The following is a 23,894-nucleotide window of genomic DNA, read 5'->3' as shown; positions in this document are numbered from 1 at the left end:
GGGACATTCCCCAAATAAAGGACTTTCCGGATGGAGGCCAACTAATTCTCAGATTTCCGGTTGGAAAGTTATAGACGAGTCAAACCATCATCAGCCCACACGGTAATTTTCAATCTCCAACGGTATTTTTCCTTTTTTCTGGCGTAAGATAATTTTTCTTCTCAACCTCCTTTCTCTGGCCCGGCCTTCTCCATTACTCGAGGTGTTGCATGAGGTTGCCGGCAGAGCTGGGAGCTGTTTATCTAAAGAATAATCACTGCACTTTTAAGGTATGGGCGCCAAACGCCAAGCAGGTTGAGGTTCTCCTGCTGACCCCCGGAGAACGCCTCCTGCCGCTGCAAATGGAAGGAGACTATTTCTGTGGCCAAGGTGGGGACATCCCGCCCGGCAGTCTCTATTTCTACCGTTTGAATGGCGAGGTAGACCGCCCTGATCCGGCCTCCCGTTCCCAACCCCAAGGGGTTCATGGTCCCTCCGAGGTTGTAACCCTGGAATTCCCCTGGAATGATCATGCCTGGGTAGGGCCGCCTCTGACGGACTATGTAATTTACGAGCTCCACGTGGGGACTTTCACTCCTGAGGGTTCGTTCGATGCCGTTATCCCCCGGTTGGAATGCTTGCAGGAGCTGGGCGTCACCGCTGTAGAACTCATGCCCGTGGCGCAGTTTCCCGGCAGCCGGAATTGGGGGTATGACGGCGTTTTTCCTTTTGCCGTGCAGTATTCCTATGGCGGTCCCGAGGCGCTGCGAAGACTGGTAAATGCCTGCCACCAGCGAGGTCTGGCGGTGATCTTGGACGTGGTTTACAACCACCTGGGGCCGGAAGGAAATTATCTCAGGGATTTTGGTCCTTATTTTACCCAGCGCTACCAAACGCCCTGGGGTGAAGCGATCAATTTTGACGGCCCCGGAGGAGATGAAGTCAGACGCTATTTCATTTCCAATGCCCTTTACTGGATCACCGACTTTCACATCGATGCCCTACGCCTGGATGCCCTCCATGCCGTCATAGATCAATCAGCCCAGCCCTTCCTCGCCGAACTGGCCGAGGCCGTCCATCTGCAGGCGGCTCGTCTAGGACGGCGGGTTTATCTCATAGCCGAAAGCGACTTGAATGACGTCCGCCACCTTCAGGCGTCCGAAATAGGGGGTTATGGTCTGGATTCCCATTGGCTGGATGATTTTCATCATGCCCTGCACACCCTGCTCACGAGGGAAACCGGCGGCTACTATCAGGATTTCGGCGGATGGGAACACCTGGCAGCCTCCTATCGGCAGGGATTTGTCTACGCCGGACAATATTCCACCTTCCGAAGACGGCGGCACGGCTCTTCTTCCCAAGTTATCCCGCCCTACCGTTTTATCGCCTTCGCCCAAAATCACGATCAGATCGGCAACCGCCTGAACGGTGAGCGTTTAAGTCAACTCGTCTCGTTCGAAGCGCTTAAACTGGCTGCAGCGGCGGTAATCCTCTCACCATTTACCCCTCTCCTCTTTATGGGTGAGGAATATGGCGAAAAAGCCCCTTTTTTATATTTTATCAGCCATACCAACCCGGACCTTATTGAGGCAGTACGCCGAGGCCGAGCCCAGGAATTCGCCCATTTCGACTGGGAATCGCCCCCCCCCGATCCTCAGGCATCTGAAACCTTCGAACGCAGCCGCCTGGAGATAGGCCTTCTCAAGCAACCCGAAGGTCGGTACCTCTGGCAGTATTATCAGAAGTTATTGGAAATCCGCCGGGAGATGATAGCCACAGTAGATTTAGGAAGCTATTATCCTGAGGTGCAGATGCTGCAGCCGGCAGCCGTCTTAAGCCTTAAATATAGCAGAAATAACCACTACTACTGGGTCTTCTTCGGCTTCAGCGACCGTCCGCAGGTATTCGATCCTCAGCTACCGGCAGGTACCTGGCGCCTTCGCCTGGCCTCCGCTGAGTCGCGCTGGGGCGGTCCTGGCATTGACCTTGCGGCAACCTGCAACTCCCCGCACCGTCATAATCTGGTGATTTCTTCGCATGCCTGTATGGTCTATAGTCAGGAAGGGACTAGCCGATGACAAAATATATCTGTATCCATGGCCACTTCTATCAACCGCCGCGAGAAAATCCCTGGCTGGAAGACATCGAATTGCAGGATTCAGCCTATCCCTATCACGATTGGAACGAGCGCATCACCGCTGAATGTTACGCCCCCAACACCGCCTCCCGCATCCTGGACGGGTTCGGCAATATTATTAAAATCCCAAATAATTATGCAAAGATAAGTTTCAATTTCGGCCCCACCCTACTGGCCTGGCTAGAACAGAAGACACCTGCAGTCTACGAAAGCATCCTGCTCGCGGATCGCATCAGTCAACAGCAATTCTCCGGCCATGGCTCAGCCCTGGCGCAATGCTACAATCATCTCATCATGCCACTGGCCAACACCAGGGATAAATACACCCAGGTAGTGTGGGGCATTCGCGACTTCGAAAACCGATTTCAACGCCAACCGGAGGGCATGTGGCTGCCCGAGACCGCCGTTGATCTGGAAACCCTGGATATCTTAGCCGCAGCAGGGATTAAATTCACCATCCTGGCGCCCCGTCAGGCCAAAAGGGTCCGTCTCCTCAACGGGGAGGAATGGGAAGAGGTCAGCGGTGAACGGATCGATCCAACCAGGGCATATCTGCAGCGTTTACCTTCGGGACGCGAAATTGCCCTCTTTTTCTATGATGGTCCCATCTCTCGGGCCGTTGCGTTTGAAGGTTTATTGGCCAAAGGCGAATATCTGGCAGAGCGGTTGCTTAGTGCTTTATCCCCGGAACGAGATTGGCCCCAACTGATTCATATCGCTACTGACGGCGAGACATTCGGCCACCATCATCGGCACGGAGAGATGGCCCTCTCGTATGCCCTCGAATATATCGAAGCTTTTGACAATGTCAGGCTGATTAATTATGGAGAATACTTAGAAAAATACCCACCAGCCATGGAAGTGGAGATATTTGAGAATTCCTCCTGGAGCTGTATCCATGGGGTTGAGCGGTGGAAGCGTGATTGTGGCTGCAACAGCGGTCTTAAACCCGGTTGGCACCAGGGCTGGCGCCAACCTCTCAGGGAGGCGCTCGATTGGCTGAGAGATCATCTTATTAACCTCTTTGAGGAAAAAGCTTCAGTCCTGCTAAAGGATCCCTGGGCCGCCCGGAATGACTATCTAGAGGTTATTTTCAGCCGCTCCCCTGAAAGCGTCCAATCCCTCCTGGAACATCACGCCCTCAAGGTATTGGACCAATCGGAGATAACAGAGGTTTTGCGCCTGCTCGAGATCCAAAGATGCGCCCAACTGATGTACACCAGTTGCGGCTGGTTTTTTGACGAACTCTCGGGCATCGAAACAGTTCAGGTCATTCAGTACGCCGGCCGCGCTATTCAGTTAGCCCAGGAACTGTCCGCTGACGATCTGGAAGAAGGTTTTCTGACTCGGTTGGAGCTGGCCAAGGGTAATATCGCCGAGCATGCCGATGGGCGGTGCATTTACCAGAAATTTGTCAAACCGGCTGCAGTGGGCCTTCTGGATGTCGGTGCTCATTATGCCATCAGTTCACTGTTTGAAGACTACGGCGAACAGGACCGGATTTTTTATTATGACATTCACAGACGAGATTATCGCCGTGCCGAAGCTGGCAAAGCTACCCTGGTTATTGGAAGAATTGAGGTATCCTCCAGAATCACCCTCCATTCCGGGGATATCAGTTTTGCTGTGTTGCATTTCGGTGACCACAATATTTGCGGTGGGGTGAGATTCTTTCAGGGTCAGAAGGCATATTCCTTGATGACTCGGGAAATGACCAAGACCTTTGCCGGAGCTGATTTTCCAGAAACCATCCGCCGGATTGACCGCCATTTTGGGGCCTCGACCTATTCACTCCGCCATCTTTTCCGGGATGAACAACGTAAAGTCCTGCAGCAGATCGTGGCATCCTCATTGCGAGAAATCCAAGGCACCTATCAACAGGTTTATAAATACCATGTGCCCCTGATGCGCTTTTTTACGGAACTCCGCGCCCCTCTGCCCAAAGGCTATCTGGCCACGGCCGAACTGGTGATTAATTGGAATCTACGCCAGGCACTTGAAGCTGAAGCCCCGGACATGGAGGTCATAGGCAGTCTGCTCAATGATGCCCGCGTCTTCGATGTCCAGATTGACGCAGCTACCTTGGAGTATGTCCTTCGCCAGACGGTTCAGCGTCTGGCGGCGGCATTTCGTCATCACCCCGCCGAACTAGATTATTTAACCCGGCTTGAGGCTATCGTAGAGTTGGCGATCTGCCTTCCTTTTGAGGTGAATCTCTGGACGGTACAGAATACCTACTACGAAATTCTCCACACCATCTTTCCAACCGTACTCTGGCGGGCCACCCGCGGGGAGGAAGCCGACCATATATGGGTGGACCATTTCAAGTCTTTAGGGAAAAAATTAGGGATGGCTATACCTTCTAGCTGATTTCTCCCGGGAGCACACTATGACTTTTCTCCGGACTCCGGCCTCAACCTATCGTTTACAGTTAAACGCCAACTTTAATTTTTCCCAAGCTGCAAGCGTCGTTTCATATCTGAATGATCTCGGTATAACCGACCTTTACACTTCTCCCCTCTTCAAGGCCCGGCGAGGCAGTTTGCATGGTTATTCAGTGACCAACCCGTTGGAACTCAATCCCGAGTTGGGACCGAAGGCGGCCTTTGACTCCTTGTGCAAAAAGGTGCGGTCCCTTGGTATGGGGCTCTTACTTGACGTGGTCCCCAACCACATGGCCCTGAGCCGGGACAACCCCTGGTGGCAGGAGGTGCTGGAAAACGGGCCGAGTTCTCCATATGCCGTATTTTTTGATCTAGAATGGGATCCCCCCTATCGAACCCTTAAAAATAGAATTCTGCTTCCAGTCCTGGGCCGCCCTTACGGACAGTGTCTTGAAGATCAGGAGCTATCCGTAGCGCTGACGGAAAATGGCTTTGTGGTCAGATATTATGATCACGCCTTCCCCTTGGACCCAAAAACTTACCTTTCTCTTTTGACCTATCGTCTGGACGAATTGAAACCGGTTTTGGGAGAGGACAATCCGGATTTTATCCGCCTTGCCGGGACCATCAGCCTCATTCACAATCTCCCTCCCCGTAATGCCCCCAGCGCCAAGAAAAAACGGGAGCGGATACATTGGAGCACAATCATCAAAAAGAGCCTCTGGCTGCTTCGGGAGAGTTCCCCTCTCCTCAAGGACTTTATCAGCGAGAATTTGCGTCAATTCAATGGCCGCCGGGGTGATCCGGCCAGCTTTGATCTTTTAGACAACCTCTTACGGGTGCAACCCTATCGCCTGGCTTGCTGGCTGGTGTCTTTAGAGATGATTAATTATCGGCGTTTTTTCAGCATCAATGATCTCATCGGTATAAGAGTGGAAGATCCCCGGGTTTTTGATGCTACTCACCATCTGCTGTTTAAATTAGTAGAGGACGACAAGATTACCGGCCTGCGTTTGGACCATGTTGACGGTCTGTATGATCCGGAGGGGTACCTGCACCGTCTGCAGAACCGCCTCCAAGCTATCAAGAACAGCGAACCAGGGAAACTTTTCTATCTAGTGACCGAAAAAATCCTCGAAGATCAGGAAAACCTGCCGGACGCCTGGCCCATAGCCGGGACCACCGGCTATGATTTCCTCAATATCCTCAATAATGTATTCTTGGTAGAATCCGGCCTGGGGGAAGTTGAGCGGATATATCGCGCAGTCTGCGGCCTCGAGGCGGTTTGGGAAGATGTAGTCTACGACAAGAAGAAACTAATTATGGCAACGCTTTTCGGCGGCGAGGTCAGGAATCTGGAGGAACACCTGCTCATGCTCGCCTCGAAAGATCGCCAGGCTATGGATTGCTCCCGCCAGGACCTCTTGCAGGCCTTAATCGAAGTAACGGCCTGCCTGCCGGTTTATCGCACCTATATCTCTAGTCAGGAAGTATCATCGGTTGACTGCGGATATTTGGAAAAGGCCCTGACCGAAGCCGGGCAAAAACGTCCTGCTCTGAAAGAGCCGGCTCTCTCCTTCCTCCGTCGCGTTTTGATGCAGGAATATGCACCCGGATTGCCTGAAAACCAGAAAAAAAACTGGCTGCGGTTCGTCAGCCAGTGGCAGCAGTTCACCGGTCCGGTCATGGCCAAGGGATTGGAGGACACGGCTGCGTATGTCTATAATCCTCTAATTTCTTTAAATGAAGTCGGCTGCCTGCGGCGAGCTGTCGGGATCCGGGAGTTTCATGCCTGGTGTGAGGCCAGACAGCGTCGTTGGCCGGTCACCCTCAACGCCACCTCCACGCATGACACCAAGCGTAGTGAAGACGTTCGGGCCAGACTCAATGTGTTGACCGAGATGCCGGAGTTTTGGCACCAATGCCTGCTCCGCTGGCGACAGTGGAATAAACCCCGTAAGGCCGTGTTCAACGGCCAGGAGGTTCCTGACGCCAACGAGGAAGTCTTCCTCTACCAGACCATGTTGGGGGCCTGGCCCCTGCAAACGCAAGCAATTCCCGATTTTAAAGAGAGATTGAAACAATATCTCATCAAAGCAATCCGGGAAGCCAAGGTCCACTCCCGCTGGGTGGACCCAAATCCGAAGTATGAGCAATTGGTTATTGAATTTGCCGAGGCCATCCTGAGCGAGGGGGCAGCCAATCAATTCCTGCCCGACTTTCTGGCCTGCCAACAACGCCTGGCGTTTTACGGCGCCTTGAATTCTCTCTCCCAGGTCCTGCTAAAAACGACCTCTCCGGGAATCCCGGATTTCTACCAAGGAACCGAGCTCTGGGATTTCAGCCTGGTGGACCCGGACAACCGCCGGCCGGTTGATTTTAAGCACCGGCAAAAACTCCTGTCGACATTAAAACTTCGAGAGTCCAAAAAAGACAAGATTGTACTGCACGAGCTCCTGACCGCTTGGCGGGATGGCAGACTAAAATTACTGCTCATTTACCAGGCGCTACAGGTCCGTAAAACCCACCGCGAACTTTTCCTCCGGGGAGAATATCTGCCACTGTCAGTCGCCGGCACCTGTCAGGAACACGTCATTGCCTTTGCCCGCCGCCTGGACCAGCAGTGGGTTCTTACCCTGGCCGGCCGCTTCTTTTCCCGGCTCACTGAACCAGAAACCTGGCCTCTGGGAGAAAAGGTCTGGGGCGATACGCATCTCATCCTGCCCCAGGAGGCGCCGGATAGCTGGCGGGATGAAATAACCGGGGTCTCGCGGCCGTGCCGCCTGACCGATGCGGGCCGCCTCCTGCCTCTGGCGGCAGTCTTTAGCCAGTTGCCGGCGGCGCTCTTGCGGGGCGTCGCTCAATAGGTCATCCCCTGACCTATTAGCCGGAAAATAAGTTGCTGAGGGCGGATACCAGATTTGCCGCTACAGAAAGAATCCGTGTTTAGTCAGCAAATAAGTTCCGAGTTGAACAGATTGGAGCCATCAGAAAGGCAAGCGGATTAAAGGAAATCTACCGTACCCTCCTCTTTCGCAGCGATGATTCGATAAGCAGTCGGAAAAACTATCAGCGGATCGATAAGGGTTATACCTGGATCGGAGCCCAGGTTCTGCCAGCTTAGCTGGTCCACCGGCACGGCGGGCGGGATCCAGGCCAACGTCAGATGCAAGTGCGGCCGAACCAGGGCTTTTTTCGCCAACACCGAAACTGCCCCGATAATCTCCCCTTCGGCCACTCTGTCTCCTGCCGTCAGCAAACCCCGTGGGGTGGTATGGCCATACACCGTAAATAATTGTCTGCCATTAGGAGAATATATACCATGACCGAGATAAATGGATTTTCCTAAAAAATCGTCCTCAATTTTGACAATCTGACCGGTAAATGTCGCCGGAATACAAAAATCCTGGCCGACTCTTCCATTGCGGCCCGTGGCATTGGCATAGCAGCAAAGGTCCAGGCCCTCATGAGGCCGGTTTCTAGGCCCCCGCTTCCCCCACCATTGGGTTCGGGACTGAAACAACATGCCCGGATGAAACAGCCACCATTGAAAATCAGCTAAGCTTTCTGCATTACCGATTAGCAGGTAATCGAAAAATCGACCACTAATCTTAGGCAAAAACTTCACTTTCCCCCTCTATTTTTGAAATGAAAGCGAGATTACCCTCTGACGGGACAGGCTGCTTACATTATTCCGGACTCGTAGTCAGTGCAGAGGTGCAATACGGACAGCGGCTGGCTTGAATCGGAATCGTCGAAAAACAGTAGGGACATTCTTTCGTGGTGGGATCAACCGGTTTTTCCTTTTTAAGTTTATTCATTCCCCGAACCAGGATGAAAATGGCAAAAGCAACAATGAGAAAATTTATCACTGCATTGACAAAGAGCCCGATATTAAGCGTAACGGCTCCGGCCTCCTTGGCCGCCGCAACCGAAGCGTAGGGACCGGCCACTTTCCCTTCTTTGAGTACTAAAAAGATATTGGAAAAATCGACATTTCCCAAGAGGATGCCGATGGGCGGCATAATAACGTCATCTACCAATGACTTAACAATGATTCCGAATGCCGCACCGATGATGATGCCCACCGCCATATCGACGACATTGCCGCGCATGGCAAATTCCCTAAAATCCTTAAACATTTAACCTCTCTCAGAAAAATAGCTATGAAATAATAAATATTATGTAATCTATTTACCGGTTTAATTTAACCTTTTCTACCTCTGATTTGCAAGACTTTTGACCAGAGATGCCATAAACTTCCGTCTATTTTCTCTGAGGAATCAACCGGCGCCAGGGAACTTCTTAATGAAAGCCGCTGATTTCGGGTCCGGTTGACAAAAATGTAATAACGACTATAATAATCTTAGAAATTCAGAGAATCAGCAGTACCTTATTCTTTTCCCAGACGTGGGGGGAAAAGAAATCATTTTTTTAGTTGTAGCAGAAAATTTAACTTCATTAGACCTTCCGGGAGTAGCGGTTTTATGTTGGAAGCCGAATCTTTAGGCTGTCTCTATGAGATTACTCAGGCCATTAACCGGCCCGGATCTTTAAAAAGCGGCTTGCAGAAAATTCTTTCCATCCTGGCCAACGGCATGGGGATGAATCGGGGAACGATTACGATTTTAAACCCCGACACCCGAGAACTACAGATTGAAATTGCCCATGGCCTGACGTCAGAAGCCCGCCGCCGGGGACGCTATAAATTAGGCGAAGGCATTACCGGCCGCGTCGTCGAAAACGGTGAGCCGGCTATTGTCCCCCGGATCAGCCAGGAACCGACATTTTTAAATCGCACCCGCTCCCGCGGCGATCTCCAGAAACAGGACATCTCTTTTATTTGCGTTCCGATTAAGATCGGCCGACAGACTATCGGGGCGCTCAGCGTCGACCGATTATACCAGGAGGAAATTCATCTGGACGCCGACCTGCAGCTCCTGACCATTATCGCCTCAGTCATCGCTCAGGCGGTGAACAACCTGATGCTCATTGATCAGGAAAAACAACGCCTGCAGGCCGAGAACCTGAAGTTGCGGGAGGAGTTGCAGGACAAATACAACCTGGACAATATCGTCGGCAATTCGAACAAGATGCGCCAGGTCTTTGAGATGATTCAGCGCGTGGCGGGAAGCAACGCCACCGTCCTGATCCGCGGAGAGAGCGGCACCGGCAAGGAACTGGTGGCCAGCGCCATTCACTACAACAGCAAACGGGCCCGCAAACCTTTCATTCGCGTCAACTGCGCCGCCCTGCCCGAAACCCTGGTAGAGAGCGAACTCTTCGGACACGAAAAGGGGGCCTTTACCGGCGCCACCCAAGCCAAGATGGGTCGGTTTGAGTTGGCCCAGCGCGGCACTATCTTTCTGGATGAGATCGGCGACCTGAGCCCCACCGTACAGCTCAAACTCTTGCGGGTTATCCAGGAGCGAGAATTCATTCGCGTCGGCGGCGTTAAAAGCATGGAGGTGGACGTGCGCATCATTGCCGCTACTCACCGCGATCTGGAAGGACTGCTGGCAAATGGCTCGTTTCGAGAGGACCTCTACTACCGGCTGAACGTTTTTCCGATTTATCTACCGCCGTTGCGGGAGCGGCAGACCGACATTATCCTCCTGGCCGAATATTTCCTCCAGAAATATAGTCAGGAGAATAATAAAAATACTAAACGCATCTCGGCGCCGGCGATTGATCTGTTGATGCAGTATCACTGGCCCGGTAATGTCCGGGAGTTGGAAAATGTGATCGAGCGGGCCCTGCTGGTCTGCGACGAAGAAACTATCCGGACCATCCACCTGCCGGCCAGTCTGCAGAATCCGGACCGCTCTGAGGGCAGCAAGAACACATCTCTGGCTGCGGCCATCGAACACCTGGAGAAGGAAATGATTATCGAAGCGCTGCGCGTTTCCCATGGAAACCAGACCCAGGCCGCCGAATACCTGGATACCAGTCTGCGCATCCTGGGCTATAAGATCAAGAATTACAAGATCAACCCCAAACAGTATAAAACCCACTAGAAGCCTGAAATTGGCCAGTTTTTTAGGTCTTGCCGGCTGTCTTAGATATTAGAGAGCCGACGTCAGAAAAAGGCCTTTCAACCTTCTCCCCGATAAACCGAAAATACGTCCAGAGGCCGCCGTAGGCGGGGTAAATCTCACAGAACCGGGTATGGAAACCGGACCGGAGTTCGGGCAGGAGATGACCCTGCATATGGACATGATTGCAGGCCATCCATTTTTTGAAGACGGCAACGGGCGAATCGTGGAAGTCAACCACGGCGACGGCCCCTCCCGGTCGTAGATCGGCATACGCCGAGCCGATGGCCTGACGCCAGCTGGCATTGAACATGGATAGGGTATAGGAAAAAACCAGGAGGTCGTAAGGAACGTCAGGCGCTATTGGCCGATCGTAGGCTTGCTGAATAAACTCAGGGACATGGTCTTGACGGGCCATTTTGGTCCGGGCCCGGTCCAACATGGCGGGGCTCAGATCTAATCCGGCAAGGCTGGCATTGGGGAATATCCGGTGCAGATGCAATAGATTTTTCCCTGTGCCACAGCCGACCTCCAGGATGTGGTTCGGTTGGCAATAGGTGGGAAGCATCTGGATGAGTCGGCTGCGACCGAAAAGAAACAACCAGCGGCTTGCATCATAAATCCGGGAATGAAAGCGATAGTAGCGCACTAATGCGGCCAGATTGTCGCTATTTGGAAACTCTGAAGTTCTGGGCATTATTGTACCTGGGCCAGGTGGAGACTGCCGTAGGTTCCTACCCGATCTTGGGCGTGCAACGGGAAGGTTCGTTCTGGAAAGAAGCGCAGCCGGGACCGTATTCGGGGAGGCAAAAAATCCAACTCAAGGCCTGCTGACCGCATCAGGATTTTTGCCCTGGGACGGCTGTTGTGGAAGATATACTGCCATTCCTCCTCCAGGGCCTGGGGTTGATGCCGGGCCAGCCAATCTTGGTGATCCAGTAGGACAAAATGGCTGTAGCTTCCTGGATGCCTCTTCAAAAATTCTGTTAAGGTGCTGTTATAGAGTTTGACCCTTGCGATCTGGGCCTGAATCTGCCGGAAATTTTCCCGCTTTAAATAGTTCGGACAACATTCCGGGATGTAGGAACCGGTAAGGTAAACCCGCCAGAAATAGTTCTCCCGGATAGGGGTTTCGGTCATGACGCGCCGTATTTTTTCCTGAACGAATCCGTTTATACCCTGCGGGTGGGTCCGATTCAGAAGATTTATCTGCGCTTTCGGCACCCCCACCTGTGCCAGGCACCAGGGCTGGCGAATCAGCCAGGAAACCGCTCTGTGGTGGAGCTTTTTCCCCAGTGGCTCGTAGCGACGCCTTTGGGTCTCCAGGGTCTTGCTGTTGAGGAAGGATTCAAGCGCCGTCTGGCTATTTTTTGCCCTGCCAAACAGGATGAGCCGCATCAGCCAAGCGAAATCGCCAGCCGCCCCCCGCCAATAAAAGGACCTTCTTACCCCCCCCAGGCTGAAGTATTTGATTTTCCTATCCCAAAATTTCCTGGCGGCGGGTGATAAATCTTCCTGCACCGACCGGTAAATCTCTTGATAGTTCTCAATCCCCCCATTCCCGAACAGGGCAAAGAGGTCTTCAAAATTACCCCTGGCGAAGAGAGCCAGTTTAAACTCCAGCAGGGCGTTCTGCCGATAGTTGACATCCACGGCATGAATTTCTTTAGGCGAATCCAGGAGATAATCCAGAATATTGCAACCGGCGCTGGTAATGACCACCAGCTCGCTCTGCGGCTCCAATCTGAGCAACTGACGGTCTATCCTCGGATCTTCCCAGCAGGCATTATAGATCAAGCGATGTCCGTGAATCAGGTCAAAAAATTGCTGCGCCGTGCCTTTAAACACACGTCAACTCCTTAAATCAGGTTTCCTTTGAATTGAAGCCGATAATTTATATACTATGTTGATATTAATCAGAAAATAAGTTCCTAGTTCCGAGTCGAACAGATTGGAACCGTACAGTCACTGCTAGCTTACTTCCATAATTTGCGGCTGCTTTTTAAAGAATGACAATTACCAACAAGAAATCAGAAACCGAAAACGGTATTGCTTTAGGGATTACTGAACAATTCTTTTTTGTCGGTGGCTTCCCAGGGCAGTTCAAGATCCAGCCGACCTACGTGGCCGTAGGCCGCCAGTTTGCGGTAAAAACCGTTTTTAGTCAAGGCCGGCAGGAATCTCAGGTTAAAGTTTCTGAGGATACCAGCCAATCGGAATTCGCAATACTGCTCTAACAGCGCGGCAATCTTGGAATCGGCGATCTTGCCGGAACCGAAGGTCTCTACCTGGATACTTACCGGCCGGGAGCGGCCGATGGAGTAGCTGAGCTGTACCTCACATTCCGCCGCCAGTCCGGCGGCCACGACATTCTTGGCGGCATAGCGGGCCGCATAGGCCCCCACCCGGTCGATGCGCAAGGGGTCTTTGCCGCTCAGGGCAGCGCCGCTGTGACGGGAGTACTCCCCGTAGGTGTCAATGGCATTCTTACGTCCGGTAAGGCCGGAATGCACCGCCGGACCGCCGACCATAATATGATCCACCGGATTGATGTATATTATCGTCTGATCATCGGGTTTGATCTCTTCATCCGCAAAGGCCGGGAGCAGAACTCGTTCTTTGATGTCAGCCGCTAATCTTGCCGCCGGAATGGTCACTGGCCGATTCTGACTGGCAATGATAGTGATACTATGAATCCGGAAAGGACGACGGTTGCGAAACTCCACACCAACTTGGGTAGCGGCATCCGGAGAAAGATAGGGGATGTCCTTATGGCGTTTGGCCTTAATGATTCTTTTAGCCAGTTTATGGGCCAACCAGATAGGCAGCGGCATCAGGGCGGGGGTATGATCACAGGCAAAACCAAAGACGGTTACTTGATGTCGGCCTGGGAGGTTTTCCAACTCCTCTTCTGAAAGCTTCTGTTCTTTAAAGATAGTAAGTTCATCGGGCGGAAATTCCTGCAAGCTGGTCAGCACGCTGCATGACTTAGCGTCAAAGTCATGCTCCACATAGCCGATCTGATTGATGACCTTCCGGGCAACGTACGGAATATCGACTTTGGCGGTGGAACTGAAGCGGGCGGAAATAAACAGGATCGAGGTGGATACGGCGCATTCGGCCCGGATGCGGGCGTAGGTATCCTGTTCCAGGTAGGCGTCTACAATGGCATCGCTGATCTGATCACAGAGTTTGTCCGGATGCCCCTCGGTCACAGACATGGAAGTAAACATGAAGTCTTTTTTCATATGCATCTCCCGCAAGAGAATAGTTCAAAAGGGAGCTGAGGGATGAGGATCCGAAGCTAATCCGAGATTGCCGGCAACGTCTCATTTCTTGATTAATTCGTTAATTATCAGAGGCATGAGAGATGTACCGGCGATAACCACGCCGTCCGTCAGACTCATGGCACCTATACCAAGGAGGCTGCGCAATCCCGGGGTGAACATGGCCAAGACCTGCAGGAGGATGGAGCCGCCGACTGACAGGGTAAGGAATCGATTCGCCGGCAAGTTTCCGCGGAAGACGCTCTGCCGGTCCGAACGGCAGCTAAAGGCATGCAGGAGTTGGGCGATAGTGAGGCTGTTGAAAGCCAGTGCGCCGGCCCTCGCTCCGATACCGTAACGCATCAGCCCGTAGCCATAGGCACTTAGGGCCGCGGCACTGAGCGTAGCAGATTCCCGCATTATACTCCAGTACTCATCACCAGAAAAGATAGGCTCGCCCGTGGGCCGGGGCGGACGTTCCAGGACGGACGGTTCGGGAGCCTCCATGGTGAGGGCCAGCCCAGGTAAGATATCCGAGACCAGATTAATCCAGAGGAGCTGCATGGTATTCAGGGGCGTACCCCAACCTGCCGCCAAGGCCATAAAGGTTACCATGATCTCACTGATATTGGTAGAGAGAAAAAAATGTACCGATTTCTTGATGTTGTTGTAGGAGGTGCGGCCGTCCTGGATGGCGACGACCAAGGCCTCCAGGTTGTCTTCTTTTAAAACTACGTCAGCCACTTCTCGGGCGATATCGGTGCCGGAGTGTCCCATGGCAATACCCACTTCGGCGGCCTTGAGGGCAGGACCATCGTTGATGCCGTCACCGGTCATGGCCACTACCTGCCCGGCACTCTGCAAGGCGCGCACGATCTGCAGCTTATGGGCTGGACTGACCCGGGCAAAGATGTGCACCCGCTGAGCCAGGGCCTTGATGGTCTCGGGCGCCATGGCGTCCAGGTGGGTGGAATCCAAAATCTCCAGAGGCTCACCTTGACTCAGATTAAGCTCTTTACCGATGGCATAGGCAGTCTGGCTCTGATCACCGGTGATCATCACGGTCCGGATGCCAGCCCGGTGGAAATCTGACACCAGTTGGTGCACCCCTTCCCGGATGGGATCAGCCATGCCGGTGACTCCCAGCCAGGTGAACCCTCGGTCGATCCGATCGTTTCCGGCATCCAGGCCATTGCCGTTTATCTCTCCGTGATAGACCGCTACCCCGAGCACCCGCAGGGAGTCGCCCGCCATGCGGTCATTTTCAGTTTCGATCTGCAGTCGCTGCCGAACGTTCAGCGGCAGTCGCTGGCCTTCTTTCAAGTAGGTATCACACATAGCCAGGACATCCAGGGGGCTGCCTTTTAGAACCATCAATTTGTCGCCAGTGGCCGTTTCATGATACGTAGTCATAAAAGGCCGCTGTTCGGACCGATGATTGACCCGGAGGAGCGGATAGCGGCGTCTCAGGTCGAGGACGTCGATGCCAAGATCGATAGCCAACTGTACCAGGGCCTTTTCGGTGGCCGATCCCGAAAGCACATACCGATTCTCGGCCCGGTCTATTTCAGTTTCGTTACACAATGCCGCCATTCGGATTAATTGGGCGAACTCGTGGCCATTCGAGGCAATTTGGTGAACCGCGGCAGGGAGATCCTCTTCGTTAAACTGGAACACGCGTCCGCCAGCATAGATTCTGACTACGGTCATCTCATTTTTGGTAATTGTACCGGTTTTATCCAGGCAGATGGTCTGGAGGCAACCTAGGGTCTCCACCGCCTCCAGCCGCCGGATGAGGACCTGATGCTTTTCCATGTTCTTGACGCCCAGGGCCAGGGTGGTGGTGGCGACGGTCGGCAGGCCTTCCGGCACTGCGGCCGCAGCCAACGAAACGGCCGTATTGGCCATTTGCAGCAGGGCAAAACCCCGCAGCAGGCCGATGCCGCAGACCAGAGCGCAGATGCCGCAACACAGCAGCACCAGTTCGTCGCCTACCCGCCCTAACTGTTTTTCCAAAGGTGTTTCCGGGGCAACCGCCTCCTCCACCAAGGTCTGCAGCTTACCAATTTCGGTGTACCGGCCGGTAGCCACCACTAGCGCCAGGCCTTGGCCGCCGGTTACCATAGCCCCTCGATAGACCATATTGGTCCGGTCGCCTAAGGGGATATTTTCCGCCTTTAGGACTTGGGTTGTCTTCAAGGCTGGTAGACTCTCACCCGTAAGGGCGGATTCATCGATGCTGAGTCGATCGGCCTCCACCAGTCTGCTGTCGGCCGCAATATAGGTACCGGGCTTAAGGGACAATAAATCTCCCGGAACCACACCCTCAACGGCAATCTCCTGCAGATCGCCATTTCTGATAACCTGGGCAGTGGGCCGTATCAGGTTTTTCAGAGATTGGATGGTGGTTTCGGCCTCACTTTCGGTTTTATAGGCGATCCCCGCATTCACCGCTACCACTCCCATGATCAGGACGGCGTCCAGAATCCCACCGGAGATGACGGCGAGGCCGGCGGCGGCACTCAACAAAGCCACGGGGAGTGATTTGAATTGGCTAATGAAGATCTCCCAACCTGAACGCGGCTCTGGTTCGCTTAGAGCATTGGGTCCGAATTTTTCGTAGTTTCCCTGCGCTACTTCCTGAGCCAAGCCGGTTTCCCGAGAAACCGACCACCTGGCCAAGATCTCTTCGGTCTCCAGCGTATGCCAAGGTGCTATTTCCTGTTCTCTCCAGGCTGAGGCAAACGTAGGCACCGGTTCGCCCTGGCCCACGGTGGGGGGCGAAGGGAAAGAGTCATCTTGAACCTGCCGGTCAATGACCGACTTCCCGGTTTTTGGATCAGGTTGCGGTGATCCGGTTGAGGCGTGATATTCCCGGAGGCACTGCTCCAACAAGAGGCCGATGGTTTCCGGGCTATTGTCGGTGTTGAAACAGACAAGGGCGTTGCCGGTAAGAATATTGGGAGAAAACGAAGAGATACCATTCCCGCGATACCGGGACAGCCTTTCCTGAAGAAATTTTTTCAGGGACTCACAACGGTAGAGTTCGGGAATATGAAATCGAACTCTCCCCTGGACTTCTGCGTGGACAACCTGGATCATAACGTATTGTACAAACACATAAGCAGCTTGGGGCGAATACAAGATTCGCCCCAACAGGCAGAATCTCTGTTTGACGGCGAATCAGCACGAGGGCTGGCCAATGACCCTGAGGCAACCCCAACTGCTAAGAGACCGCAGTTGGCTTTCCCATCGGCGCCGAAACCTCCTTCGACTTGACGGACTCCCTTCCCACTTTCGGTTTTGACTGAGGACTCTCGGACAGCTCTTCGCTGTTAGCCTCGGAAGTGCTCCAGGATTTGGGGAGGACTGCGCTGACCACGTCTTTGACACCATCGACTACTCCAACCAGGAAGACCGTGACGTTTCTGGTAGCGGCAGAGCCGAGCGAACCGGCCGCCTCAATGGCGCCATTAACCGCAGCCGTAGCGGCACCGCCGACATTGCCGCCAACTTCTTGTACCGCTTCGATAACGCCGTCAACCGTCCGACGGGCTACCAGAGCAACATCAGTGCCTACTTCCGAGGCGCCTTTAACGGCTCCTTGGGCTACCTGACCGGCGGTGTTAATGACGTCTCCACCGACGTCGCCGATCCCTAAAACAATGCCCTTTGCCGCGTTCTTGGTAGTCATAAGGAGTCCATAGCCCACCTCTTCGGTGGCCTTCAGAGCTCCTTTGACCACATCCCGGCTCACCTCGATGACGCTGCCGGCTACCGCCCCGCCGGCTTGCAGTGCATCAGTAACGCTATTCCTGGCCACGGTGACGATTTGATTCTCGATTTCATTCAGCCCTTTGAGGCTGTTGACGACCCCATCCTTGACAAAGGCGCCGGTGTTCTGCACCATCTCTCCGAGACCGGAGCCCTGGATTTTTTCCTCCTGATTCATCGCTTTCTCCTTTCCCGCTCTGCTCTGGCGAGAGGCTGTATCAATCGAATTAGGCATGTATAAGAAAAACACCTCATTGCTGTTTCCTAAAGGATAAGGGAATAAGCACGACTCGAAGACTGTCAAAGCCGTTGCAATAGCCAGGCAACCCTGTCATGATCCAGGTTCGGAGCCAAAAACTTGAGAGCCTCCTCCAGTTGGTGGGTAGAATCAGGTGTCCGCAACTGTTTGGCGTCATACACCACCAACAGACTGCCGGTCAGATGATTTGCCTCCACTTCTCTGATACCTGGGATAGCCGAAAATAATTCCATGATTTTCTGCGCCAGGCTCAGATTGCCCTTAATCAGAAGAGATTTCAACCTGACCCGCCCTGGGATAAAATGTGAAATCTGAATGCCGTTTAAGTCCATGGTATCTTTGCCTCACCAGGATGATCGACTGTCTAGAGAGCTTTAAATGTCTCCAGCCGTCCGAAAAACACTCTTTAGATCACTGCTCGTTATCTGATCGACCAGCCTTCCGGTCAGGATTGATTACTGCATCAGTACTTAGGGTTATGAAACAGGCTCTATTACACCCAAACGAACGAAATCCCCCGTGTAGTCGCCTACCACTTAACATATCACCTCCCTTACCTCTTTGGTGCATACTCATCATAAACAAACAGATTTCTCATAATTCGATGTTGTCAAGACTTCATAAACCATTTCCTGAAAAAAACAGCTTCAAGGAGGACCACCTCTATGACACAATATTTCTAACTTGACTGCAAAACGAACCTCCATAAAAAAATTCGCTCTAGCACAATATAAACAGAATCTAGATTGAGGATTAACGTTCACGAATAATAATGAAGTAATAACGGATAAAACATGAACGGAGGAATGGTGGACATGCACCCGGACTATATCCATTCACTAGCAGGTCGCATCCGCATTAAGGTCCCAGAGATCAAAGGTTCTTCGATCAGAGCCGAGGAGCTGGAAAAAAAGGTGCAATGGCAACCGGGCATCGAATCAATTAAGGCCAACCACATAACTGGCAGCGTCCTGATCTACTATAATCCTCAGGAAACCGGTCAAGACCATATTCTGCGGGCTCTTCAGGAATCGGGTTATCTCCGCCAGATAACACCCGGGTGGCAGGAGGCTACCAGCACTCAAGATGGCTTTAGTTCCCTGCCGTACAGAGTTGTCGCCTCAGTAGCCCAGACGATGATGGAAGCGGCCCTGACCCGATTAGTAACCGCTATCATCTAAAAACATAAACGCCTGAAATAAAAACTGGCTCCCCTGAACCAGGAAAGCTCGTCGGTTCATAGAGATGTTGTTAAGAAAAGTTCTTCCGATCCCGCTTACACTCTGCGGATAGTTAGGGAAAGCCCGTGAACGCCGCGGCCGCGGGGGATAATCATTCGGCCATTTCCAGTGTCGCCATTCCTTCCATGGTTTCATGTAGGACGCTTGCCTGTTCTAAAGAACTTGTTTTGGTGGGATGAAACAGCATAAAGGTTGCCAGAGAAAACCATAGCAGATTATACCACGCCGGTGGAGTGGCTCTTTCGGCAATCATACGGTTTATGCCTAAAACAAAGAGTGTGGTCGGCAATAAGACCTTTAGGTCCAAACCTCCCAGGATATTACTCACACCTGCATTTAAAGCGCCAAAAAACTGGGTGATACTGGCTGCATAAGGAGAGACGTCCGGACACTCGGGGGGCAGACTTGGCTTCAAGAGGTTTGCAACCTGTTTCCCGGTCAACTCCGGAGATATGCTTTTGAAGACCTCCGTCAGGGAGCGTATGGTATCCTTTGCCATCTTAGTGGCCGGCTCATAGAGAATTACCAGACTGCCGGTGACCGGATTGCACTCGACGCCCGTGACACCGGGCGCCCCTTTAACCCGATCCTCAATCTCCCGAGCCAGGACCGGATGGCGTATCATTGGGGCGATCTTAAGACGTACCCGACCGGGAAGGGCGTGAACCACCCTGATGTTCATCACTAGCCTCTCACTTTGCCATCAGCTACGATCGGTGGCAGCACTGGCGGCGGCAGCCCGTTCCGCTTTGGCCTCTGCCACCAGATCGCTAATCTGCTCGCCCGTCTCGGCGACAAATTCCTGCATGGTATCCATCAGGGCCATGCCGCCTTTAATAATCCCTTTGAAAATCGGTCGAGCCATGGAAGCTACCACCGGCAGGGCAATGGGCGCCACTAAGGCTACACCGGCGACGACCAGGATACTGCTGAGTGATCCTTTAAAAACATTTTTGAAGATATCCATAGCCACCCATCCAATGAATTTTATTCCTGTTTAACTTCTACCTGAGGGACTTCTTTTTAATCGACCCCGTTTAAGGTAACTGTAATTAATATTTATTATAGGAATTATATTTCTGTAAGGTTAGTATCTTGTTAGGTTTTTGTTAGGGATGAACCGCTGACATGCTGAAAGGCGGATCAGCGAATTTTGTCGGGCTAGAAGGGTGGTGGTCGACGCCTAAATTATGGTAAGCCGAAAATTCCGCCAGACCTGCCTTACCCATGTAGCGCTGCAAGACTTGGGGAGGTGTTAGGGTCAGGTCAACCAATATCAAACCGTCCAGGACCTGGCTGAAGTTGGGGTCGCGGTTGAAGCCTAACAGCTTCCCCCCCAATTTTAAATACTGCTTCAAGAGGATGGGGACTCCGTGGCGGCCTGGATCGACATCGGCCAACAATTCCGAGAGTTCTTCCACCTTCTGCGTACCGGCGAGGGCCAACCGCAGGTCCTGCTCCCGGTATTTTTTAAAGATGAGAGGTGTCTTGGGTTTGACGAAGCGGGCCAGTTCAGGAAGGAAAGTGTGCATACTTAACCAGGTGGCCAACAATCCCTGGGAGAAATCATGATACTCATTGCTGATTGATACCGGGCCGAACAACAGGCGGTAATGGGGATGGCGCACGACGAACTGGGCAATCCCTTTCCACAAGAGCAGCAAGGCTTGATAATTCTTCTGATACTCCAGCCGTACGAACGAGCGGCCCAACTCCAACCCCGGATTGATCTCGGCCAAAAATCGCTGGTGGTAATCAAATAAAGTGGCAGTATACAAACCGCGGCCACCTAAGCCGCTGATTATCCGGTCTGTCGGCCCCAGTCGGTAGGCCCCGATCACCTCCTGTCTCTCCTGTTCCCAGAGGAACAGATGAAGATAATGGGCGTCAAACCGGTCCAGGTCTATGGACTTGCCGGTTCCCTCCCGGACCTGCCGAAAGGTTACTTCCCGCAGACGGCCGATCTCTTGCAGCAGGTTGGGAATCTGCGGCGCATAACCATAGCCGACCAGATACGGACGGCTGTGGACCAGGATCTGAGAGGAGGGCAGTGCCTTAACCTCCCGAACTATCGTTGCCGCTTCCGGGCTGGGAATAATTGCTTCGGGCAAGGTTTTCCTAAATGGCCTGGTCAGATGAAACCGACCGGCTCTGCCATCCCCAGCCGATATGCTTTCCCGTAACATATAAGTACGCAGGCGCAGGTAGGCCATGATCTTATCGTCATCCCCCAGGGTCGATAATCTCTCATGGGCTATCGCCTGGCCGATCTTAACTCGGATGACCTTATCTTTTTTGTTTAGAAACTCTCTCGGCAACAGCGCCGTCCGCAACTGCGGGTGCACCAGCCCCAGACATTGAAACAGAGGACTGTTGTGGCCGTCAAAAAAAACCGGCAGGACATCTGCCCGGCTTCTTTTGATCAGGCGAGCCACATTCCGGTTCCAGGCCGGATCGGTAACCTTGAGTTTTGGCCAGCTCAAGTGGGATACCATCCCGGCCGGAAAGACCCCCACAACCCCTCCCTGTTTCAGCCAGGCCAGGACCTCTCGGAGACCGGAGAGATTGGCGTGTACAGATCGCTTAGTGCCGAAGGGATCCACATAAATAAACAGATTCTGCAGCACGGTCACAGGCTGCAAGAGATAATTGGCCATGATCTTGACATCTCGACGAACTTTCCCCAACAGATCTGCCAGGATGACCCCCTCCAACCCTCCAAAGGGATGATTTGCCACAACCACCAGCGCCCCCCGGCTGGAAATCCGTGGGATCTCCGTTTCTGAGAATTCACAGTGGACGTTCAATGAATTCAGAAGGTGCGATAAGAAAGACCATTCATCCGTCGACGCCGCTGCCTGCGTCAAAACGCGATTGACCTGTCTGAGACAGATGATTCTTTCCAAAGGGTTGCGCAGCACATTGAGCCATTTGAGATATTTATGTCTGCTAAAATCAAGGATCAGGCCAGGTGATCGAATATAATCACTGTGAGCATCCACTGTTATTTCCCCGTTCATTATCTTGTCGGCGTTCAGTTATCAACTTTCGGCTCCAGCAGAAAAAATTTGATTGCTATTCTATACGCTTTAAAGAGCTGTACAGTAACTTACCAATCGATACTCATTTACTGTTAGTTTCGCAAACAGGTAGTATTTGTTTATTGTTATTAATAATTGTTAATAGTGAACTAATAAACTTAACACAAATAAAACATTATCCTCTTGAAAATTTATTACAACTATTATTAATTATAAATACTATTTTTATATTGTAGTTTTAATTTAAATTCATATTGAATTAGAAATGGTGAAAGGCATATTATGGCGCTTACTGTTAAGAAGGAAATTGTGGGCGAGAATGAAGGCTTCAGCCTGCAGCCGGACTTATTGCGGGAGATCTTCTATTATGCCAAGCCCTACGGCCATCATGAAGACGCCAAGAGTTTGAATCTCGGGTTCGGATTTCTCTATTATGGCCTGGTGCGGTCGCTACGACCGCAACACACTTTGGTCATCGGCTCCGGGTATGGTTTTAGCGTGGTATGTTTTGCTCTTGGCATCAAGGACAATGGCAAAGGTAATCTGAGTTTTATTGATCCTTCATATTCGTTATTAAAAAATGGTCCCTTTAAGACAATTGGCGGCCGGGGATTTTGGGATAACGCGCAGGAAGTTAAGGCGCACTTTCGCCGATTTGATGTAGATCATATTGTCAGACATTACAAGATGCGCAGCGATGAATTCTTTCCGCTATTCGAAGTTATGGAGCTGCCGCCTATTGATCTGGCCTTTATCGACGGCAATCACTCCTATAAGGACGTAAAATATGATTTCATCAAAGTATTGGAGCGATCGAAAAGAAATTCTTACATCCTGCTGCACGATTCCAATATTTATATCAGAGAGATGCTCCAGCATTCCGGGGTTAAGAAGTGGTTAAGCACAATCAAGGCTTACAAGGAATTCTTTGAGGTCATCGACTTCCCCTTTGCTTCCGGTGTGGCCCTGGTGCGGGTTCGTAAGGCGAATGCATGGAAGCAGGTCTTTTGATCCTGTTAGGAATAATTGTCGCACTGGCGGTAGGGGGGTATGTATTCTGGCGCTACTTCTGGTTTTTCCGGAATCCGGAGAGGGACATCCCAACGAAGGACGTCATCGTCAGCCCGGCCGACGGGACCGTGGTTTACGTTAAACAGGTACTGCCTCAGGAAAAGATCGTGGCCGTCAAAGCAGGGGTTGAACTCAGCATCAACGACATTACCAAAAATGACCTCAGGACTCCCAAGGTATTGATTGGCGTATTTATGAGTCCGCTTAACGTACACTACAACCGGATGCCGCTCGCCGGGGAAATTGAATTTATCCGTCATTATCCGGCCCAGGGGGCCAACCGGCATATGGGGTGGATGCATCTAAGGACACTCCTCGGCCGCCAGCCGCTGTATGCCAACAGCACCCATATTTTTACCAATGAACGGACGGTGACCAAGTTCCGCAGTTTTTTTAAAAATGCCGATCTTACCGGCTACATCGTCCAAATCGCCGGCGGCAGCGTGAACGGCATTGATAGTTATGTCAGCCCCGGGCAGAGACTGAATAAAGGCGACATCTTCGGCATGATCCGCATCGGTTCCCAGGTAGATTTAGTTCTTACCTGGCTACCGGGAATGCGTCTGCAGGTGAAACCCGGAGACAAGGTGCGAGCCGGGGAGTCAATCTTGATTGCTTGAGGCACCCGACAGTATCCGGTTTCTGTTTTTGCTGAAATGATGTTGAAATACTCATTAGCTGTAGACTTAACCGGTTGTATGCTACGA

General features: G+C 52.3%; 18 protein-coding genes. 7 read left to right on the top strand and 11 right to left on the bottom strand.

Going from position 1 to position 23,894, the window contains the following annotated elements; translation table 11 throughout:
• Positions 1-209: 209 nt before the first annotated feature.
• Genes treZ through treY form a run of 3 tightly spaced genes read left to right on the top strand, consistent with a single transcriptional unit; the run spans position 210 to position 7,367 of the window.
• On the top strand, positions 210-2,057 hold the full coding sequence (gene treZ / locus DESAC_RS01055; RefSeq protein WP_013705222.1) for a malto-oligosyltrehalose trehalohydrolase: 1,848 nt from the start codon (positions 210-212) through the stop codon (positions 2,055-2,057).
• Complete coding sequence (locus DESAC_RS01050) at positions 2,054-4,486, top strand: DUF3536 domain-containing protein (RefSeq protein ID WP_013705221.1); 2,433 nt, start codon at positions 2,054-2,056, stop codon at positions 4,484-4,486. The genes treZ and DESAC_RS01050 overlap by 4 nt, the downstream gene beginning before the upstream one ends.
• A gap of 19 nt (positions 4,487-4,505) precedes the next feature.
• Entirely contained in the window at positions 4,506-7,367 is a 2,862-nt protein-coding gene (gene treY, locus DESAC_RS01045; protein ID WP_013705220.1) for a malto-oligosyltrehalose synthase, read from the top strand.
• A 137-nt stretch (positions 7,368-7,504) separates the two neighbouring features.
• Here treY and DESAC_RS01040 read toward each other — a convergent pair whose 3' ends face one another.
• Positions 7,505-8,119, bottom strand: a complete 615-nt coding sequence (locus DESAC_RS01040) for a M23 family metallopeptidase (RefSeq protein WP_148231157.1) — start codon at positions 8,117-8,119, stop codon at positions 7,505-7,507.
• A 70-nt stretch (positions 8,120-8,189) separates the two neighbouring features.
• A complete protein-coding gene (gene mscL / locus DESAC_RS01035) occupies positions 8,190-8,642 on the bottom strand; it encodes a large-conductance mechanosensitive channel protein MscL (RefSeq protein WP_013705218.1) in 453 nt (150 codons plus the stop codon).
• A 345-nt stretch (positions 8,643-8,987) separates the two neighbouring features.
• Between mscL and DESAC_RS01030 the strand changes: the two genes are divergently transcribed.
• Positions 8,988-10,517: a sigma-54-dependent Fis family transcriptional regulator gene (locus tag DESAC_RS01030; protein ID WP_013705217.1), complete on the top strand. Its 1,530-nt coding sequence runs from the start codon at positions 8,988-8,990 to the stop codon at positions 10,515-10,517.
• A gap of 22 nt (positions 10,518-10,539) precedes the next feature.
• On the opposite strand, the gene DESAC_RS01025 is transcribed toward DESAC_RS01030, so the two are convergent.
• From DESAC_RS01025 to DESAC_RS01000, 6 genes are all read right to left on the bottom strand, one after another.
• Positions 10,540-11,232, bottom strand: coding sequence for a class I SAM-dependent methyltransferase (locus tag DESAC_RS01025; RefSeq protein ID WP_013705216.1), 693 nt, complete (start codon positions 11,230-11,232; stop codon positions 10,540-10,542).
• Positions 11,232-12,383, bottom strand: a complete 1,152-nt coding sequence (locus DESAC_RS01020) for a BtaA family protein (protein WP_013705215.1) — start codon at positions 12,381-12,383, stop codon at positions 11,232-11,234. The genes DESAC_RS01025 and DESAC_RS01020 overlap by 1 nt, the downstream gene beginning before the upstream one ends.
• Positions 12,384-12,589: 206 nt before the next feature.
• Positions 12,590-13,783, bottom strand: a complete 1,194-nt coding sequence (gene metK / locus DESAC_RS01015; RefSeq protein WP_013705214.1) for a methionine adenosyltransferase — start codon at positions 13,781-13,783, stop codon at positions 12,590-12,592.
• Between the two features lie 81 nt (positions 13,784-13,864).
• Entirely contained in the window at positions 13,865-16,921 is a 3,057-nt protein-coding gene (locus tag DESAC_RS01010; protein WP_308726337.1) for a cation-translocating P-type ATPase, read from the bottom strand.
• Between the two features lie 106 nt (positions 16,922-17,027).
• Positions 17,028-17,753 carry a hypothetical protein gene (locus DESAC_RS01005; RefSeq protein ID WP_013705212.1) on the bottom strand — a complete coding sequence of 242 codons (726 nt, stop codon included), beginning with the start codon at positions 17,751-17,753 and terminating at the stop codon, positions 17,028-17,030.
• 122 nt (positions 17,754-17,875) lie between these two features.
• On the bottom strand, positions 17,876-18,166 hold the full coding sequence (locus DESAC_RS01000) for an HMA2 domain-containing protein (protein WP_013705211.1): 291 nt from the start codon (positions 18,164-18,166) through the stop codon (positions 17,876-17,878).
• A gap of 462 nt (positions 18,167-18,628) precedes the next feature.
• On the opposite strand from DESAC_RS01000, the gene DESAC_RS00995 reads away from it, so the two are divergent.
• Complete coding sequence (locus DESAC_RS00995; RefSeq protein ID WP_148231156.1) at positions 18,629-19,015, top strand: HMA2 domain-containing protein; 387 nt, start codon at positions 18,629-18,631, stop codon at positions 19,013-19,015.
• Positions 19,016-19,166: 151 nt separating this feature from the next.
• Here the strand turns inward: DESAC_RS00995 and DESAC_RS00990 are convergent, their stop codons facing one another.
• The 3 genes from DESAC_RS00990 to DESAC_RS00980 all read right to left on the bottom strand — a co-directional run bounded on the left by DESAC_RS00990 (position 19,167) and on the right by DESAC_RS00980 (position 22,077).
• The gene (locus DESAC_RS00990) at positions 19,167-19,757 is read right to left on the bottom strand and encodes an HMA2 domain-containing protein (protein ID WP_013705209.1); all 591 of its coding nucleotides are present in this window, start codon (positions 19,755-19,757) and stop codon (positions 19,167-19,169) included.
• Positions 19,758-19,778: 21 nt separating this feature from the next.
• Positions 19,779-20,042, bottom strand: coding sequence for a DUF5132 domain-containing protein (locus DESAC_RS00985; protein WP_013705208.1), 264 nt, complete (start codon positions 20,040-20,042; stop codon positions 19,779-19,781).
• Between the two features lie 142 nt (positions 20,043-20,184).
• Positions 20,185-22,077, bottom strand: a complete 1,893-nt coding sequence (locus DESAC_RS00980) for a bifunctional lysophospholipid acyltransferase family protein/GNAT family N-acetyltransferase (protein WP_169311482.1) — start codon at positions 22,075-22,077, stop codon at positions 20,185-20,187.
• 321 nt (positions 22,078-22,398) lie between these two features.
• Here DESAC_RS00980 and DESAC_RS00975 point away from each other — a divergent pair, with 321 nt between their 5' ends.
• Positions 22,399-23,127, top strand: a complete 729-nt coding sequence (locus DESAC_RS00975; RefSeq protein ID WP_013705206.1) for a class I SAM-dependent methyltransferase — start codon at positions 22,399-22,401, stop codon at positions 23,125-23,127.
• On the top strand, positions 23,109-23,807 hold the full coding sequence (locus DESAC_RS00970; RefSeq protein ID WP_013705205.1) for a phosphatidylserine decarboxylase: 699 nt from the start codon (positions 23,109-23,111) through the stop codon (positions 23,805-23,807). The genes DESAC_RS00975 and DESAC_RS00970 overlap by 19 nt, the downstream gene beginning before the upstream one ends.
• The last annotated feature ends 87 nt before the right edge of the window (positions 23,808-23,894 follow it).

It is taken from the genome of Desulfobacca acetoxidans DSM 11109, assembly GCF_000195295.1.
Lineage (GTDB): Bacteria > Desulfobacterota > Desulfobaccia > Desulfobaccales > Desulfobaccaceae > Desulfobacca > Desulfobacca acetoxidans.
Note: the sequence above shows the minus strand (reverse complement) of the source record. Positions and strands in the feature narration are given on the sequence as shown.

Excerpts from the sequence above, each read along its gene's own strand:
- DESAC_RS00995 (WP_148231156.1), top strand. The coding sequence starts at position 18,629 with ATGAACGGAGGAATGGTGGACATGCACCCGGACTATATCCATTCACTA.
- DESAC_RS00970 (WP_013705205.1), top strand. The coding sequence starts at position 23,109 with ATGGAAGCAGGTCTTTTGATCCTGTTAGGAATAATTGTCGCACTGGCG.
- DESAC_RS01030 (WP_013705217.1), top strand. The coding sequence starts at position 8,988 with ATGTTGGAAGCCGAATCTTTAGGCTGTCTCTATGAGATTACTCAGGCC.
- mscL (WP_013705218.1), bottom strand. The coding sequence starts at position 8,642 with ATGTTTAAGGATTTTAGGGAATTTGCCATGCGCGGCAATGTCGTCGAT.
- metK (WP_013705214.1), bottom strand. The coding sequence starts at position 13,783 with ATGAAAAAAGACTTCATGTTTACTTCCATGTCTGTGACCGAGGGGCAT.
- treY (WP_013705220.1), top strand. The coding sequence starts at position 4,506 with ATGACTTTTCTCCGGACTCCGGCCTCAACCTATCGTTTACAGTTAAAC.
- treZ (WP_013705222.1), top strand. The coding sequence starts at position 210 with ATGAGGTTGCCGGCAGAGCTGGGAGCTGTTTATCTAAAGAATAATCAC.
- DESAC_RS01000 (WP_013705211.1), bottom strand. The coding sequence starts at position 18,166 with ATGGACTTAAACGGCATTCAGATTTCACATTTTATCCCAGGGCGGGTC.
- DESAC_RS01025 (WP_013705216.1), bottom strand. The coding sequence starts at position 11,232 with ATGCCCAGAACTTCAGAGTTTCCAAATAGCGACAATCTGGCCGCATTA.
- DESAC_RS01005 (WP_013705212.1), bottom strand. The coding sequence starts at position 17,753 with ATGAATCAGGAGGAAAAAATCCAGGGCTCCGGTCTCGGAGAGATGGTG.
- DESAC_RS00975 (WP_013705206.1), top strand. The coding sequence starts at position 22,399 with ATGGCGCTTACTGTTAAGAAGGAAATTGTGGGCGAGAATGAAGGCTTC.
- DESAC_RS01050 (WP_013705221.1), top strand. The coding sequence starts at position 2,054 with ATGACAAAATATATCTGTATCCATGGCCACTTCTATCAACCGCCGCGA.
- DESAC_RS00990 (WP_013705209.1), bottom strand. The coding sequence starts at position 19,757 with ATGAACATCAGGGTGGTTCACGCCCTTCCCGGTCGGGTACGTCTTAAG.
- DESAC_RS00985 (WP_013705208.1), bottom strand. The coding sequence starts at position 20,042 with ATGGATATCTTCAAAAATGTTTTTAAAGGATCACTCAGCAGTATCCTG.